Source organism: Streptomyces violascens (assembly GCF_014649955.1).
In the GTDB taxonomy this organism is placed as follows: domain Bacteria; phylum Actinomycetota; class Actinomycetes; order Streptomycetales; family Streptomycetaceae; genus Streptomyces; species Streptomyces violascens.
On the sequence record NZ_BMUA01000006.1, the window covers coordinates 263,629 to 279,167 of the forward strand.

15 protein-coding genes are annotated in these 15,539 nt (G+C 72.0%); 5 read left to right on the forward strand and 10 right to left on the reverse strand.

The genetic code is table 11. The features are described from left to right. Positions 1-11 precede the first annotated feature (11 nt). The 6 genes from IE206_RS16075 to IE206_RS16100 form a co-directional block, all read right to left on the reverse strand. The gene (locus tag IE206_RS16075) at positions 12-2,549 is read right to left on the reverse strand and encodes a SpoIIE family protein phosphatase (RefSeq protein ID WP_189962827.1); all 2,538 of its coding nucleotides are present in this window, start codon (positions 2,547-2,549) and stop codon (positions 12-14) included. A gap of 167 nt (positions 2,550-2,716) precedes the next feature. Then, complete coding sequence (locus IE206_RS16080; protein ID WP_189962894.1) at positions 2,717-3,121, reverse strand: ATP-binding protein; 405 nt, start codon at positions 3,119-3,121, stop codon at positions 2,717-2,719. A gap of 209 nt (positions 3,122-3,330) precedes the next feature. Beyond that, entirely contained in the window at positions 3,331-3,753 is a 423-nt protein-coding gene (locus tag IE206_RS16085) for a (deoxy)nucleoside triphosphate pyrophosphohydrolase (RefSeq protein WP_189962828.1), read from the reverse strand. Between the two features lie 56 nt (positions 3,754-3,809). Further along, positions 3,810-3,992 carry an SPOR domain-containing protein gene (locus IE206_RS16090; protein WP_189962829.1) on the reverse strand — a complete coding sequence of 61 codons (183 nt, stop codon included), beginning with the start codon at positions 3,990-3,992 and terminating at the stop codon, positions 3,810-3,812. Between the two features lie 196 nt (positions 3,993-4,188). Further along, positions 4,189-4,941 (reverse strand): GntR family transcriptional regulator, encoded by a 753-nt coding sequence (locus IE206_RS16095; RefSeq protein WP_053729995.1) that lies wholly within the window; start codon positions 4,939-4,941, stop codon positions 4,189-4,191. Between the two features lie 156 nt (positions 4,942-5,097). Continuing rightward, the gene (locus IE206_RS16100; protein ID WP_189962830.1) at positions 5,098-6,363 is read right to left on the reverse strand and encodes a DUF4190 domain-containing protein; all 1,266 of its coding nucleotides are present in this window, start codon (positions 6,361-6,363) and stop codon (positions 5,098-5,100) included. Between the two features lie 86 nt (positions 6,364-6,449). Here IE206_RS16100 and IE206_RS16105 point away from each other — a divergent pair, with 86 nt between their 5' ends. After that, positions 6,450-7,637, forward strand: coding sequence for a serpin family protein (locus IE206_RS16105; RefSeq protein WP_189962831.1), 1,188 nt, complete (start codon positions 6,450-6,452; stop codon positions 7,635-7,637). A 19-nt stretch (positions 7,638-7,656) separates the two neighbouring features. Here IE206_RS16105 and IE206_RS16110 read toward each other — a convergent pair whose 3' ends face one another. Both IE206_RS16110 and IE206_RS16115 read right to left on the reverse strand, forming a co-directional pair. Further along, on the reverse strand, positions 7,657-8,139 hold the full coding sequence (locus tag IE206_RS16110; RefSeq protein WP_189962832.1) for a cupin domain-containing protein: 483 nt from the start codon (positions 8,137-8,139) through the stop codon (positions 7,657-7,659). 65 nt (positions 8,140-8,204) lie between these two features. After that, complete coding sequence (locus IE206_RS16115; protein ID WP_189962833.1) at positions 8,205-9,053, reverse strand: carbon-nitrogen hydrolase family protein; 849 nt, start codon at positions 9,051-9,053, stop codon at positions 8,205-8,207. Between the two features lie 159 nt (positions 9,054-9,212). Between IE206_RS16115 and IE206_RS16120 the strand changes: the two genes are divergently transcribed. Together IE206_RS16120 and IE206_RS16125 are read left to right on the forward strand one after the other, a co-directional pair. Then, on the forward strand, positions 9,213-9,398 hold the full coding sequence (locus IE206_RS16120) for a hypothetical protein (protein WP_189962834.1): 186 nt from the start codon (positions 9,213-9,215) through the stop codon (positions 9,396-9,398). 154 nt (positions 9,399-9,552) lie between these two features. Beyond that, positions 9,553-10,281: a thioesterase II family protein gene (locus tag IE206_RS16125; protein WP_189962835.1), complete on the forward strand. Its 729-nt coding sequence runs from the start codon at positions 9,553-9,555 to the stop codon at positions 10,279-10,281. Here IE206_RS16125 and IE206_RS16130 read toward each other — a convergent pair. Continuing rightward, complete coding sequence (locus tag IE206_RS16130) at positions 10,253-11,656, reverse strand: class II 3-deoxy-7-phosphoheptulonate synthase (RefSeq protein WP_189962836.1); 1,404 nt, start codon at positions 11,654-11,656, stop codon at positions 10,253-10,255. The two genes, IE206_RS16125 and IE206_RS16130, sit on opposite strands and share 29 nt — an antisense overlap. A 288-nt stretch (positions 11,657-11,944) precedes the next feature. Here IE206_RS16130 and IE206_RS16135 point away from each other — a divergent pair, with 288 nt between their 5' ends. Further along, on the forward strand, positions 11,945-13,447 hold the full coding sequence (locus IE206_RS16135) for an anthranilate synthase component I family protein (protein ID WP_189962837.1): 1,503 nt from the start codon (positions 11,945-11,947) through the stop codon (positions 13,445-13,447). 35 nt (positions 13,448-13,482) lie between these two features. Further along, entirely contained in the window at positions 13,483-14,085 is a 603-nt protein-coding gene (locus IE206_RS16140; RefSeq protein ID WP_189962895.1) for an anthranilate synthase component II, read from the forward strand. Positions 14,086-14,089: 4 nt separating this feature from the next. On the opposite strand, the gene pdxR is transcribed toward IE206_RS16140, so the two are convergent. Next, the gene (gene pdxR / locus IE206_RS16145) at positions 14,090-15,502 is read right to left on the reverse strand and encodes a MocR-like pyridoxine biosynthesis transcription factor PdxR (RefSeq protein WP_189962838.1); all 1,413 of its coding nucleotides are present in this window, start codon (positions 15,500-15,502) and stop codon (positions 14,090-14,092) included. Positions 15,503-15,539 lie beyond the last annotated feature (37 nt).

The window sequence follows — 15,539 nt, forward strand, 5'->3', positions numbered from 1 at the left end:
AGGAGACGGGGTCAGAACATGCTCAGGAGTTGTTCCTCTGTCAGTTCCGGCGGGGGCGACTCACCGTCCGGCAGGGGCAGTTCGAACCACACCGTTTTGCCGCGCGGCGTGCGGCGGGCGCCCCAGGCCGCGCTCAGCAGGCCTACCAGCTGAAGGCCCCGCCCGCCCTCGTCCGTGTCGCGGGCCCGGCGGCGCCTGGGCTGGACCAGGCCCGCGTCCCACACCTCGCACACCAGCGTGCGGTCGCGGAGGAGGCGGAGGCGGATCTCGCCGTCGCCGTAGCGCAGCGCGTTGGTTACCAGCTCGCTGACCAGGAGTTCCGTGGTGTCGACGAGGTCGTCGAGGTCCCAGGCCAGCAGCTGCGTGCGGGCCAGCTCGCGGGCTCGGCCCACCGAGCGGGGTTCGCGCGGCAGGCGCCAGTCGCCGACCGCGTCCGCGGGCAGGCCCTGGATGCGGGCGAGGAGCAGGGCGATGTCGTCCTCGCCGTGGCGGGTGTCGAGGGAGCCGAGGACCTGGTCGCAGACGTCCTCCAGGGGGCGGTCCGGGTCGGTGAGGGTCTTGCGGAAGGCGTTGAGGCCCTCGTCGAGGGGGTGGTCCCGGGACTCGACGAGGCCGTCGGTGTAGAGGGCGAGCAGCGCACCCTCGGGCAGGTCGACCTCGACCTCCTCGAAGGGCTCGCCGCCAACCCCGAGCGGCAGCCCGGGCGGGACGTCCAGGAGCATCGCGGGCTCGCCCGGGTCGTCGCCGGGTTCGACCAGGACGGGTGGCAGGTGCCCGGCGTTGGCGAACGTACAGCGCCGGGTGACCGGGTCGTAGACCGCGTACACACAGGTCGCGAGGTAGACCTCGGAGAGGTCGGCGTCGCGGGACTTGTGGGCGACCCGGGACGCCTGCTGGCTGCCGCCGGGCGCGCCGAGCCCGCGGGCGATCTCGTCGAGGTGGGAGAGGACCTCGGCCGGTTCGAGGTCGAGCAGCGCCAACGTCCGCACCGCGGTGCGCAGTTCGCCCATGGCGACGGCGGCGCGCAGCCCGCGGCCCATCACGTCGCCGATGACGAGCGCGGTGCGGTGGCCGGGCAGTTCGATGACGTCGAACCAGTCGCCGCCGACCTCGGACTCGGCGCTGCCGGGCAGATAGCGGCAGGCGATGTCGAGCCCGGCGGCCTCGGGGTCGCCGGGCGGGAGCAGGGAGCGCTGGAGGATCAGCGCGCGCTCGTGCTCCCTTCGGTAGAGGCGGGCGTTGTCTATGCAGACGGCGGCGCGCGAGGCGAGCTCGGTGGCGAGCGCCCGGTCGCGCTCGCCGAACGGCTCGCTGCCCTTGGCGCGGGCGAACTGCACCAGGCCGACGACGGTGTCGTGGGCCACCATCGGCACGGCGAGGATGGTGTGCACGAGCCCGCCGTCCGCGCCCCGCACGGTGTGCACACGGGCGGTGCGCAGGGCGCTCGCGTACGGCGAGTGGAACCGGTAGCGGTGTACGTCGCCGACGCCCACCTCCCTCTCGCCGCCGGCCAGCGGCCCGTCCGAGACGGCGCTCGCGAAGGCGACCCGGCGCAGTTCGCCGCGCCCGTCGGAGGGGCCGGCGCCGGGGTCGTCGCCGGCGAGCAGGGTCTGGTAGAGGTCGACGGAGGCGAGGTCGCAGAAGCCGGGGACGGTGATGTCGAGGAGTTCGCGGGCGGTGGTCTCCAGGTCGAGGGAGTTGCCCATGCGGGCGCCCGCCTCGTTCAGGAGGGCGAGGTTGCGGCGGGCGTCGGCGGCCTCGCGGGCCGCGTTGTGGCGGCGGGTCACATCGATGCCGAGGCCCGCGACGCCGATCGGGCGCCCGGTGCCGCTGTGCACCCGGTAGAGGTTGATCGACCAGTGCCTGTGGTCGCTGCCGCCGGGCGCGGAGCCCACTATCTGCAGGTCGTTGACGGACTCCCCGGTGTCCAGGACCCGCTGCAGCGCGACGGACATCCGGTCGGCCTCGGGGCGGGAGAGGTAGTCGTGGACGGTGTGGCCACGGTGTTCCTCGGGGGCCCCGCCGAAGACGGTGGCGAACCGCCGGTTGGCGCGCAGCACCGTGAGATCCGTACCGAACAGCAGGAAGCCATAGGGAGATTGACCAAAAATGGCCTGCGAGGCGGCCAGGTCGGTTTCGATGCCGCGCAGGGCGCGTACGTCGACGACGATACAAAGGGCCGCCCGTTCGTCGGCGGCCGTACGGCTCGGCATGACGTAGAGCTCGGCGAGACCCTGGGCACGGTCGCCCCCGTCGGGCGACGGCATGCGGAAGGGGACGACGCCGGTCCACTCCTTGCCGTCCAGGATCTCGGTGACCCGGCGGTGGCCGCGCGGGCGCAGCTCGGGGGGCATGAACGCCTCGACGGGGTCGCGGCCGATCACGGTGGCCGCGGCCAGGCCGAACTGCTCCTCGGCCCGCAGGCTCCACTGCTCGATCAGCCCGTCGGGCCCGATCGAGAACGAGGCGACGCGGATGTAGTCATAGATCGAGCCAGGCGGGCTGCTCTGCCACACGACATCGCCAGCCGTCTCAGGTATCTCGCTCACGCGACCGTCCCCTCCAGCTCACCGCACCGGACCGGCCTTGACCGCAGTATTCAGCACTACGGCCCCAGCCGGCACGGCGTTCACGATCACGACCCGGTCTCGTTCTTTTCCAGCCGATGTCGGCCGGTTCTCAACCGGGGCTTGTGATCGTCCGTCCCTCCCTCCTTCTAACCATGCAGAGCCAGCTCGAACCACACGGTCTTGCCCGTTCTGCCGTGGCGGGTCCCCCAGCGCCGGGCGGAACAGGCTACGAGCTGTATGCCCCGGCCCCCTTCGTCGTCGATTCCGGCTGTGCGTTCGACCGGCGGATCTGGAAGCGGATCGGAAACCTCCACCAGCAGGGTGGTGTTGTCGAGCCGGTCGAGCCGGACCCCGATGGGCCCCGACGCGTAGCGCAGGGAGTTGGTCACCAGCTCGCTGACCAGGAGCACCGCCACGTCCACGGCCGCGCCGTCGAGGGCCCAGCCGCGCAGGGCGTCCCGGACGGCGTGCCTGGCGGTCCGTACGGCCCCCGGTTCAGCAGGGAAGGTCCACTCGGCGCACTCGCCCGAGGTGTCGATCACGCCGATCACCCGCATCCGATGGTTCGGGGGGTTTAGAAACGATTAATAGGCACATACCCGATATTTGGTATGGCCTATCCCCAAGTGGGGCGTATGGCGGCGTCTCGCTCCGCAGGGAGGGTGAGAAGGGGTGACCAAGGGGCGCATCCGACTGCGGACCGTCGGGGCTGGTCGCGCCCACGCGGCGGAGCCGCACCATGTCACAGCCCCGCGCCCCTTCAGGGCGCGGCGCCGGGCCCCGAACGGCTCAAGGCCCCCAGGATGCGCATCGCTTCCGCTACCGCCGGGAGGTCCTGGGGCAGCCAGTCGACGGCGTCGGCCTCCTCGGGGGCGAGCCAGCGGAGTTCGTCGTGGTCCTGGAGCGGGCGGGGCTCGCCGTCGAGCAGCCGCGCGGTCCAGGCGTGCAGGACGAGGCCGGGCTTCAGGGGCCACTCCCCCGCGATGCGTTCAAGGGGCTCGGTCTCGATGCCGAGTTCCTCACGGAGTTCGCGTACGAGGGCCTGTTGCGGGCTCTCGCCCGGTTCCACTTTGCCGCCGGGCAGTTCCCAGCGGCCGGCCAGCTCGGGCGGGGCGCTGCGGCGGGCGGCGAGCAGGCGCCCCCGGTCGTACACGGCTCCGGCCACCACCACGGTCTCGTTCATGCGCCGGAGCGTAACGCGCGCCCGTGGGCCGTCCCGCATCCTGCCTGCGGGAAGGGCTACTGCTGGGCGGGGGCGCCGATCCGCTCGACCCAGTAGAGCTGCTTGTGCCCGCGGACGTCGAGGCGGTCGGCCATCTGCTCGGCCTCGGCGCGCGTGGCGTACTTGCCGACGCGGTACTGGTTGCCGTTGTCGTCCTGACGTATCACCTGCCAGGCGAGTACAGCCCCACTGTCGTTCATCGCACCTCTCCCGGCGTCGGCGTGCAGGTCAGTAAGCATCCCCAGGAAACCGCAATCCGCATATGCCCGAGCCTACGCCTGACCTTTACTCAGCGGATACGGGTTTACACAAAGAGATACGAATTCGGTCATCGGCGGCACACCGAGAAGGGGGCGCACCTCTCGGGTGCGCCCCCTTCTCGGTGTGCCGGGGCGGTTATTTCACGGGCAGGTGGTACGCGATCCGGTAGCGGTCGGCCGGGACGACGACGTCGGCCGTCTCGACCGCGAGCCCCGAGGCGTAGTACGTCCGCTCGATGACCAGGACGACATGGCCGGGGACCCCGCCGAGCGCGAGGAGTTCCTCCGCGAGACCCGGGCGCGCACCGACCTCCTCGACCACGTTGTCCACCACGACGTCGATCGCGCCCATCCGCTCGACCACCCCGCACCCACCGAGCGGCCCCTCCTCGGGCAGCATTACCGGTGTGCGGCCGGTGACGGAGAGGGGTTCCCACGACGTGGACAGCATCATCTGCTCGCCCGCGTCGCGGAACACGTACCGCGTGCGCATGACACGGTCGCCGGGGCGGATGCCCAGCCGCTTGGCGATCTCGGCGGTGGCCTCCTCCTGCTCGCTGCGGGACTCCCAGGTCCCGCGCGCCGCCTCCTCGGCCTGCTCCTGACGGAACGGGCTCGCGCCCTTCGTGGGCCGATAACCGGAGCGGGCGACCCGGCGCGGCACCGGGCGCTCGCGCACATAGGTGCCCGATCCGGAGCGGCCCTCGACCAGGCCCTCGGCCATCAGGACCTTGCGGGCTTCGAGCGCCACGGTGTCCGAAACCCCGTACTCCTCGCGGATCCTGGCCTGCGAGGGGAGCCGGGTGTGCGGCGGCAGCGAACCGTCCACGATCTTCTGCCTCAGATCGCCGGCTACGCGCAGATAGGCGGGCTGCTCACCGAATGTCACGGGCCACTCCCATCAGGTTGACAGACAGCAACAGCGTGGCAACCGTGGGTTGGTGACCGCAAGCAAAGGCCAGACATTCACTCGAAGTGATGAAGAGCCTCTGCCCAGGGCGAACCCGCGGTACAGCGGATACGTTCTGCCCTCCCCGAGACCCCCTCAGACGCTTTTGGAACCACCGGTTCCGGAACCGGTGCCCCCACTGCCGCCGGCTCCGCCGCCACCGCCGCCGGGGTGCCCGTCGGTGGACGGCGGGGTCGTCGCGAGGCCGAGGGCGGCGCGCGCGGCGATCTCGTCGGCCTGCTTCATCGCCTTGTCCGCCGCCCCGGAGTGCAGGTAGAACGCGTCCGCGTCGGCGGCGCCCGACGCCTTCACCCACTCCATCTGCGCGGTCTTCATGCCGTCGATGTACGCCTGCACGGACGCGAGCTTGCCGGCCGACCAGGTGTGCGCGGTCAGGTCCTCGGCATCCAGGCCCAGCGTGCCGGTCATCTCCCCCGCCCACTTCTTGAAGCCGGGCAGGTCGTCCTCGACCCGGTCCTCGTCGGGGGCCTTGGCCAGCGTGCGCTCCACGTCGTTCGCGGCCTTCAGGAACGCGAGCTGGTCGGCGTCGAGCGTGCCGGCGTCATTGCGCACCGACCCTTCGAGCTTGCCGCCCTCCGAGGCGAACGCGCAGGTGACGCTGTGGTCGCCGAGCGCCCAGCTCTTCGGGCTCGGCGTGTAGTAGTAAGGCTCCGCGCCCGCCGGGATCTTCCAGCTGTCCATGGCGTACGCCTGCTCCACCTCCCAGCACCGCGCGTCGGCCTCGGTGGAGATGGCGTCCGCGCCCGGGTAGACGCCGTTCTCGTTCAGCCGGAACGAGCCGGAGACCTCGGCGTCGTGCTTGCCCTTGCACGGCACGGTCCGTACGGAGACGACCTCGCGCTCCAGCTTGCCGCCGGGCACGTCGAAGCAGTCACCCTTGCGCAGGTCGAGGGTGCTGCGGGTGCCGGAGACGGAGTCGTTCCAGCCGTCCTTGAAGCCCCGCCAGCCGTCCGCGAGTCCGCCCGTCGCGATCGAGACGATCAGCAGCAGCGTGCTGAGCGCCGAGAGCACGACGCCGGCGACGGCCATGCCCTTGCCGCGCAGCCCCTTCTTCTTGATCTGCCCGAGCGCGACGACACCCAGGATCAGACCGAGCGGGGGTATGCAGCACAGGATGCCGGCGATCAGCGAGCCGATGGCGAGCCCGCTCACCGGCGGCTGCTGCGGCGCCTGCGGATACGGATACCAGGGCCCGCCGTTCATCGGCTGCCCGAGGTACGGGCCCGGGCCCGGACCCGGGTGTCCCCCCGGCGCCTGAGGCGGCGCCGGCCAGCCGTACCCCTGGCCCGGTTGCGGCTCCTGTGGCTGCTGCCCGGGTGCGGGCGGCGGCGGTATCTCCACGGGTACGGTGCTCCTCATAGGGCTGCGGCGAACTGTTGCGCGAATGCGCATCGTACGCGGGCGAGCACGGGGGAATGAGGGGCGGGATGGCATCCGGGGCTGCCGCGATCGAAGCGGCCAACGCGCTGACGGCACGGTGGGGAAGCACCCACGCGGGCAGGACGGGCACCGTCTTCTCGGCGGCCGGCGTCTGGCCGCTGCTCGCCCTCCTCGCGGCCGGTGCGCACGGCCCGGCGAGGGCCGAGCTGGCGGACGCCGTGGGCCTGCGCCCCGAGGACGCGGCCGCCGCCGCCCGGGAGTTCCTGGCCCATGTCGGCATGATCCCCGGGGTGCGCGCGGCGACCGGGCTGTGGACCAGGCGGACGCTGCCGCTGCGCCCCGAGTGGTCGGCCGAACTCCCGCCGGGCACCCACGGGGTGCTCACCTCGGACCCCGCGACGGACCGCAAGGCCCTGGACGCCTGGGCATCCGAGCACACGGACGGGCTGATCGAGGCCATGCCGGTGGCGGCAGACGCGGACACCGAGCTGATCCTCGCGGCGGCCCAGGCGGTACGGACGGACTGGGTCGAGCCCTTCCGGGTTTCGACCAGGCACCCCGGGTCCGGGCCGTGGGCCGATCGCCGGCCGACCACCCTGCGCCGCTCCACCGCACTGCTCGACGAGGTCGCCGTCGCCGAGACCGCACACGGCCCGCTGACCGTACTCAGGGCCCTCGGCGACACCGGCGTGGACGTCCATCTCCTGCTCGGCGAAGAGGAGTTGATGGCAGGTCAGGTACTGGCAGGCGGCGTCGACGTCCTCGCGGGGCGCTGCCCGGTCGTGCCCGGGGACCGCCTGGTCCAGGGCGCGGTGGGCCCGGGCCTGACGGTGCAGGAGGTGCGCAGCAACACCCAGGAGCCCCAACTCGACGTCACCACCGTGCCGTTCGACCTCTCCGCAGAGCACGACCTGCTGGCATCGGCACGCCTGTTCGGCCTGGCGGCGGCGAGCGATCGGACGAGCGGCCACTTCGACGGCATCAGCCCCGCACCGCTGGCCATCGCCTCGGCGCGGCAGGCGGCGAGGGCGACCTTCGGCGAACTCGGCTTCCGCGCCGGCACGGTGACCGCGGTCGCGACGGCCCCAGGCAGCGTCCCGCCTCCCCCGCCGTACCGGGTGAGGCGGCTAGAGGCGGCCTTCGACCGCCCCTTCGGCTTCCTGGCCGTACACCGCACCTCACGCCTGGTCCTCACCGCGGGCTGGGTGGCGGAGCCGGCCCCGCGGGCGGGCTAGGGGGTGCCCGATGGGGCCCTCAGTCCGTCCAGTACGTGTCGTGCTTCAGGAAGAACTCGGTGCGTTCCTGCGGGCTCAGCCGGGCGACCTCGCCCACCTTCTCGAAGTACTCCTCGCGCGGGGCGCCCGGCGCGAAGAGGAGCAGCATCGAGGCGGCCTCGTCGGAGTCGTTGCGGAAGCCGTGCAGGCCGCCGGTCGGGACGTACAGGAAGTCGCCCTTGCCGGCCTCGGTCCACCGCTCGCCGTTGTAGAGGCGGACCGTGCCGTCGAGGATGAAGAAGGTCTCCGAGATCGTGCGGTGGAAGTGGGTGCTGGGGCCGCCGGCGCGGGGCGCCATGTCGAGCCGGTAGAGCCCGAACTCGCCCTGCGTGGACTCCGTGGTGGCGAGGTAATGCGTACGGCTCCCGTTCGGCGCGGCCAGTTCGGCGGGCGTGTCCGCCGGCCGGAACACCGCGTTGACCTCGCCCTTCTCGCCGAAATACCGGGGCTCGGGGTACGACATCGCTCATCTCCTCCTGGTGGGGTCGGCTCCCACTCTGGCGCACCGCGGGCCGCTCGACCAGCGGGTTACCGGGCCCGGTTCGACCCCAGGACCGTGCGCGGCTCGGCCCCCGTGTCGTGCAGGTCGCGCAGCATCGGCTCCGCCTCGCGGGCCGCGTGCAGGTGTTCAGGGAGCAGGTCGGCGAGGACGAGTTCCTCGTCCGTGGGGCCGGCCTCGGCGACGACGCGTCCGTCGGGGCCCCACACCGCGCTGCCCCCGCAGGCGCGCCAGCCCCCGGTCACGCCCACGTGGTTGGAGAGCACCGCGTACACCGTGTTGTCGAAGGCCCGGGCCGGGAACCAGATCCGGGACTCGTGGTGGCCGCCGCCCTCGCCGAACAGGGCGCCCACGACATAGGCGTGGCAGCCGTCGAGGGCGGCGGCGCGGGCGTGCTCGGGGAACCCGGAGTCGTAGCAGACCCCCAACCCCAGCCGCCAGCCGCCCACTTGGAGGGTCGCACCGGCGCGACCCTGGCGGTAGACCGCCCGCTCGTGCTGGAACAGGGTCTGCTTGTCGTAGCGGCCGACGACGCCGGTTCCGTCGACGGCGAGGGCGGACACGTACAGCTCCCCGCCGTCCTGTACGGCGGCCCCGACCACGGCGGTGACCCCGCTCGCCCGGCAGGCCTCGGCGATCGGGGCGAGCCGGGGGTCGTCCGGCCGTACGGCACAGCGCTCGGGGTCGGCGCGGATCAGATCTATCTCGTAGCCGCTGAGGAACTTCTCGGGAAAGACGGCGACACGCGCCCCGCCCTCCCCGGCGGCCCGGATCATCCGCGCCACGGCGGCAGCGTTGGTCTCGACATCGCCGGGAACGGCCTGCGCCTGCGCGGCGGCGATACGGAGGGGAGCGTCGGGAGGCCTGAATTCGATCACGGACCTCGACCCTACCGCGCGCGTCCACGCCCGAGCACTGTCCGTAACGGCTTGACATGCGTGGAATGTCCCTCCGTGCCACGCTGGTCGAGGCCCCGGGGAGCCGCGGGAACAGCCCCGGCCCCCCGCCCCCTCACACCCCTGTAGGAGTGACGCCAGATGGGCATCAAGGACCAGTTCGACGACAAGTCGCAGGAGCTCAAGAACAAGGCCAAGCAGGCGATGGGCGACAAGAAGGACCAGACTCAGGAGCGCGCCCGCCAAGCCCAGGACAAGGCCCAGAGCGAGACCCAGCGCGCCCAGCAGGAGGCGCAGGACCGCTTCGACCAGGACTACGACGTCTGACGCGAGCGTCTCCCGCAGAGCAGAGAGAGGCGCGCCCGCGGCACCGGGTGCGCCTCTTTCGCGCGGCCGAGGATGTCAGCCCCCTGTCAGCCCCCGACCGGATCATGGACCGCACGTATGCGGAGCCACGCCGCACGGGTCTTGGGGGCAACAAATGGTCTGGATACAACGCGTCGCGCCTCAGCCGTTCGCGGCGCGGCGGGTGGTCTGTTTTCCGCACGCCGGAGGCTCGCCCTATTTCTTCCGGGGCTGGGGCAAGGCGCTCGGCGATTTCGATGTTCACGCGGTGTGCTATCCCGGACGTGCGGAGCGGATTGCCGAGACGCCCGCCGCCGAGTTGATTCCCATGGCACGGGAAATCGCCCAGGAAGCAGCCCGGTTGATGGGTGAGGACGGGCGGCCCACGGTGTTTTTCGGACACAGCATGGGAGCCATCGTCGCGTACGAGGCCGCCGTGGAGCTTGCGAGCCGCGGAATGGAGCTCGATCATTTCTTCGCCTCGGGCGCGCGGGCCCCTCATCTGATGCGGCCCGATCCCGGTGCCCACTGGGACGACGAATCCATCGCGACCACTCTCGTGGAACTCGGCGGCACCGATGCCGAGCTCCTGCGCAATCCCGCTTTCGTGGAACTCGTCCTGCCCTATATCGGGGCCGATTTCCGCATGCTCGCCTCGTACGACGCGCCGCCGCGCACCCCGTTGGGCTGCGCCGTGACGGCCCTGGTCGGGGCCGACGACCCCCGGGTGACGCTCCAGCAGGCGTCCGCCTGGCGGGAGTCGACCCGGGGTGCGTTCGACGTGCGGACACTGCCCGGGGATCACTTCTATCTGGCCCAGCACCCGCCGTTCGACATCATCGAAGGCTCCGCGGCCGGGCGTTGACCGGGCCGCGCTCGCGGTACATCCGGGCCAGCCGGAAGGCCAGGTCCAGGGACTGGGTGTGGTTGAGGCGGGGGTCGCAGGCCGTCTCGTAGCGGTGGTGCAGCTCCTCGGCGAGGACCGCGTTGCCACCGCCCACGCACTCGGTGACGTCGTCGCCGGTGAGCTCCACATGGATGCCACCCGGGTGGCTGCCCAGCGCGTCGTGCACCTCGACGAAGCCGCGCACCTCGTCCAGGATCGCGTCGAACCGGCGGGTCTTGTGCCCGCTCGCGGCGGTGATCGTGTTGCCGTGCATCGGGTCGCTGACCCAGCAGACCTGCGCCCCCTCCGCATTCACCTTCTCCACCAGGGTGGGCAGCAGATCGCGGATGCGCTCGGCGCCGGCCCGGACCACGAAGGTCAGCCGGCCCGGGTCGCGGTCCGGGTCGAGCCGGTCGAGCAGCCCGAGGACGGTGTCGGGGCTGGTGGTGGGCCCGAGCTTGACCGCGATGGGGTTGTCGATGCGCGAGAAGTACTCGACGTGCGCCCCGTCCAGGTCCCGGGTCCGCTCGCCGATCCACAGCAGGTGGGCGCTGGTGGCATACGTACGGCCGGACTCGGCTTCGGTGCGGGTCAGGGCCGCCTCGTAGTCGAGGAGCAGACCCTCGTGGCCGACGAAGAACTCGGCCGTGCCCAGCTCCCGGGTGTCCACGCCGCACGCCTTCATGAAGGCGAGGCTGCGGTCGATCTCGTCGGCGAGCTCCTCGTACTGCTCGCCCACGTGCGAGTCGGCCACGAACCCCCGGTTCCAGGCGTGCACTTGGCTGAGGTCCGCGAAACCGCCGGTGGTCAGGGCCCGCACCAGGTTGAGCGTGGTGGTCGAGGCCTCGTACATCTTGCGCAGCCGCTGCGGGTCGGGGCGGCGCGAGGCGGCGGTGAACTCCAGGCCGTTGACCGCGTCGCCCCGGTAGGACGGCAGGGTCACGCCGTCGCGGTGCTCCTGGTTCTGGGAGCGCGGCTTGGCGTACTGGCCTGCCATCCGGCCGATCTTGACGACCGGCAGGGCCGCTGCGTGGGTGAGTACGGCGGCCATCTGAAGCAGCGTCTTGAGCTTGCCGTGGATGCCGTCGGTCGTGGTGCCCGCGAACGTCTCGGCGCAGTCGCCGCCCTGCAGCAGCACGGCCTCGCCGCGGGCGACCGCGGCCATGCGCCGGCGCAGCAGATCGCACTCGGCGGCGAAGACCAGGGGCGGTGACTTCTCCAACCCCGCGGTGACGGAACGCAGTTCGTCCGCATCGGGCCATTCGGGCTGCTGGGCGGCGGGACGGGCGCGCCAGGATTCGGCGGCGCTTTCGGCCGCAGTCTTCGCTGTCGGGTCCCAGATGCTGTTTCTCATTACTGCCTCCGGTACGGCTGGCGGGGAGGAGGAGCGGCTTGGCGAAAGTGGGGCGAGAAAAGTGTTTCGGGGCGGGTCCACAACAGGCGATAACAGGGCTGCGTCGGACCGGACCGGTAACAGATCAGCCCAATCGGGCCGCCGGGGTCAAGCGAATCGCGAGTGGTCCGTATCGGGGCTCGCCGATTGGTCTGGCACCGGTGGTATGCCCGCTGATTTGCTGCTCATGGCCGAGTGGTCCGCGTCGGCGCACATTCCCAACCGTCCTTCCTGCACGAGGAGTTCACCATGCCGGGAATCAGCACGATCGGTGTGCGGGTCACCGATACGGCGCTGCCGCACCACGATCCTCTCGATTTGTACGTCCGGCTGCGCGAAAGCCTCGCCGCCGATGACGTATTCCTCTTCGAAAGCGTGGACGGCGCCGACCAGGACCGCCGCTGGGCCGTCGTCGGGTTCGGCCGGCTCGCCGAGATCCGGGTCCACGAGGACTACCTGGAGATCGACGGGGCCGCGCGGATCGCCGAGGCGCTGGCCGGGCGGGCCGGTGCGGCCGGTCTCGCCGGCCACACGGTCGAGTCCGGGGTGCACCGGCTGACGTTCGCCGACGCCGGGCAGATGTGGGACGTACTGGCCGGGGCGCAGGCGCTGTTCGACGTGGCCACCGACATCCCGACGACGGCGTACGCCTTCGGGTTCCTGACGACCTTCGCGTACGAGTCCGCCTGGCACATGGAGCGCCTGCCCGAGCGCAGCAAGGCGCCGAACGGCCCGGACATCACGCTCACGCTCTTCCGCGACACCGTCTGGTACGACCTGGCCGACGGCGGGGTGCGCCAACTCAGCGCGGAGAGCCCGGCGTTCGCGGACCGGCCGAGAGGTGCGGACGCGGTCCTCGCCGCCGGGGCCGCCTGGGGCGCAGGCGGGGACGAGCCGGTGCCTGAGGCGCCGGAGCCGCTCTCCGTGCGCGACAGCGTAAGCCGGGAGACCTTCCTCGGCTGGGCCGACCGGTGCCTGGAGCACATCCGGGTCGGCGACATCTACCAGATCCAGCTCGGCCACCGCATCGATGTGCGCACCGAGTTGGAGCCGGTCGACGTCTACCGGAGGCTGCGCGGCCGCAACCCGTCGCCCTACATGTACCTGATGCCGCGCGCCGGGCGGACCCTCATCGGAGCCAGCCCCGAGCTGTTCTACCGGATCGAGGGCGACGAGATCACGATGCGGCCGATCGCGGGCACCGCGCGGCGCTGCGCGGACGCGGAGGAGAACGAGCGCCGCATCAAGGAGATGCGCGAGAGCACCAAGGAGCAGGCCGAGCACATCATGCTGGTCGACCTGTGCCGCAACGACATCGGGCGGGTGACCCGGCCGAGCACCCAGCCGGTGGACCGGCTGATGGCGGTGGAGACGTACTCGCACGTCTTCCATCTCGTCTCGACGGTCTCGGGCCGCCTGGAGCCGGACGTCGACACCTGGCAGGCGATGCGCGCGACCTTCCCCGCGGGCACGATGACGGGTGCGCCCAAGGTCCGCGCCATGGAGATCATCGACAGCCTGGAGCAGGAGCGGCGCGGCAGCTACGCGGGCGCGGTGGGCCTGGTCGACGTACGCGGCTGGAGCGAGCTGGCGCTCACCATCCGCACCATCGAGTACGACGGCGAGACGTACTCCACGCAGAGCTCGGCGGGCATGGTCGCCCAGTCGGAGCCCGAGTCCGAGTGGCGCGAGACGCTGGCGAAGATGGGGGCCGCCTACTGGGCGCTCACCGGTCAGGAGCTGTCGTCGTGACCCGAACCGCACAGGCCGAAGGAGACGTCACGGACATGAAGGTGCTGCTGATCGACGCGTACGACAGTTTCGTGCACATCATCGACCAGTATCTGCGCACCCTGGGGGCGCGGACCGAGGTCGTACGGTCCCACACGCTCTCCCCCGGCGAGCTCGCCGGGCGCGAGCCCGACGCTGTGGTGCTGGGTCCCGGGCCCGGGCATCCCGCGCAGTCCGGCCATGTGGAGCTGGTGCACGAGTTCGCCGGACGGGTTCCGCTGCTCGGCGTGTGTCTGGGGCACCAGGCGATCGCGCTCGCGCACGGCGGGCGGGTCGAGGTGGCGGACCAGGTGATGCACGGGCGGACCAGCACGGTGCGGCACGACGGGGCCGGGCTCTTCGAGGGGCTCGGGCACACCCTGGAGGTGACCCGGTACCACTCGCTGATCGTCGCCGAGCCGCTCCCCGAGGAGCTGGTCTCCACGGCGGTCGCCGTCGACCACGGCTATCTGATGGGGCTGCGCCACCGCACCCTGCCGATCGAGGGCGTGCAGTTCCACCCGGAGAGCATCACCACCACGGGCGGGCTCACGATGCTGGACAACTTCCTTGCTTCCGCGGTGAGTTGGCACTCCCCTGCGGGGCTCTCCCGGGTCTGATCCATCAGCGGGCGGCCGCCGCCAGCTGCCGGACGGCCTCGCCGACTCCGGAGCGCGGCAGGTGGGCGTGGCCGATCACCAGGGCCGGGGCGCCGCGTCCCGGCCCGGCGTGGAAGCTGGCCGCGCCGCGCAGCAGCACCGAGCGGCGCAGCGCCCGGGCGACCAGAGCCGCCTCGTCGGTGCCCCGGGGCAGCTGGAGGTAGGCGTGCAGACCGGCGCCCCGGCCGAGCACCGCGGCCCCGGGAAGGTGGCGGCGTACGGCCTCCTCCAGGGACTCCCGGCGGCTGCGGGCCAGGGAGTTGAGCCGGCGCAGGTGGCGGTCGAAGAGGCCGGTGCGCAGGAGTTCGGCGAAGGTCAGCTGGGTGAGGGTCTCGGTGCCGAGGTCCTGGCGGGCGCGGGCTCGCATCAGGAGGTCGAGCAGGGGCGCGGGCGCGGCCAGCCAGCCGAGCCGCAGGCCGGGAGCGAGGGACTTGCTCGCGGTGCCGGCGTAGACGACCCGCTCGGGGTCGGTGCGCTGCAACGCGAGGGGCCGGGCGCCGCGTTCGTACCAGAGCCCTCCGTCGTAGTCGTCCTCGATGATCCAGCCGTCGACGTCGCGTGCCCACCGGGCAAGGGCCTCGCGGCGGCGCGGCGAGAGCGTGACCCCGGTCGGGAACTGGTGGCCGGGGGTGACCAGGACGGCGCGGGCGCCCGAGGCGGCCAGTGCCTCGACGTCGATGCCCTCCGCGTCGACCGGGACCGGCACGGCCCGCAGCCCGCTCTCGCGCACGAACTGGCGCTGCCCGGGGTGGCCCGGGTCCTCGATTGCGAGCGCGTCGATGCCGATCCGGGGCAGGACCGCACACATCAGGCCGAGCGTCTGGGCGAACCCGGCCACCACCATCAGCCCGGCGGGCGTGGTCCGCACTCCTCTCAACCGGCCGAGACAGCCGGCGAGTTCGAGGCGCAGGTCCGGCTCTCCCGCCAGCGACGGGTAGTCGTGGTCGCCCGAGTCCGCCTTGTACAGCACCCGCTGGTAGCAGCCGAGCCACTCGCGGCGCGGGAACGCCGGGAGGTTGCCGCCGCTGGGCCGCAGGTCCCAGCGGACCGGCGCGGGCGGCGCGTCGAGCGGGTCGGCCGCCGCCCGGTCGTCGAGCAGCGCGGGCACCACGGACCGGTCGTCCCCGAGATGGCGTACGACCCGGGTGCCCGCGCCCTGGACCGCCTCCAGGTAGCCCTCGGCGACGAGTTGGCCGTACGCCTCCACGACCACGCTGCGTGACACGTCGAGGTCGTCGGCGAGCCGCCTGCTGGACGGCAGCCGGGTGCCGGGATGGAGAATTCCCTCGGCTATCTCCCGTTTGATGAAATTCTGGATCTGCGAGGTCAGGGAATTCGAGGAGTCCCTGACCACCTCCACCGCCATGTGCAGGGCCACCGGTCCTGCCCCCCTTTACGAATTGGACCGTACATCT

Bases quoted from the DNA above. Each gene is read 5' to 3' on its own strand.
- IE206_RS16135 (WP_189962837.1), top strand. From the start codon at position 11,945: ATGCCGGGAATCAGCACGATCGGTGTGCGGGTCACCGATACGGCGCTG.
- IE206_RS16105 (WP_189962831.1), top strand. From the start codon at position 6,450: ATGGCATCCGGGGCTGCCGCGATCGAAGCGGCCAACGCGCTGACGGCA.
- IE206_RS16110 (WP_189962832.1), bottom strand. From the start codon at position 8,139: ATGTCGTACCCCGAGCCCCGGTATTTCGGCGAGAAGGGCGAGGTCAAC.
- IE206_RS16090 (WP_189962829.1), bottom strand. From the start codon at position 3,992: ATGAACGACAGTGGGGCTGTACTCGCCTGGCAGGTGATACGTCAGGAC.
- IE206_RS16130 (WP_189962836.1), bottom strand. From the start codon at position 11,656: ATGAGAAACAGCATCTGGGACCCGACAGCGAAGACTGCGGCCGAAAGC.
- IE206_RS16140 (WP_189962895.1), top strand. From the start codon at position 13,483: ATGAAGGTGCTGCTGATCGACGCGTACGACAGTTTCGTGCACATCATC.
- IE206_RS16125 (WP_189962835.1), top strand. From the start codon at position 9,553: ATGGTCTGGATACAACGCGTCGCGCCTCAGCCGTTCGCGGCGCGGCGG.
- IE206_RS16085 (WP_189962828.1), bottom strand. From the start codon at position 3,753: ATGAACGAGACCGTGGTGGTGGCCGGAGCCGTGTACGACCGGGGGCGC.
- IE206_RS16120 (WP_189962834.1), top strand. From the start codon at position 9,213: ATGGGCATCAAGGACCAGTTCGACGACAAGTCGCAGGAGCTCAAGAAC.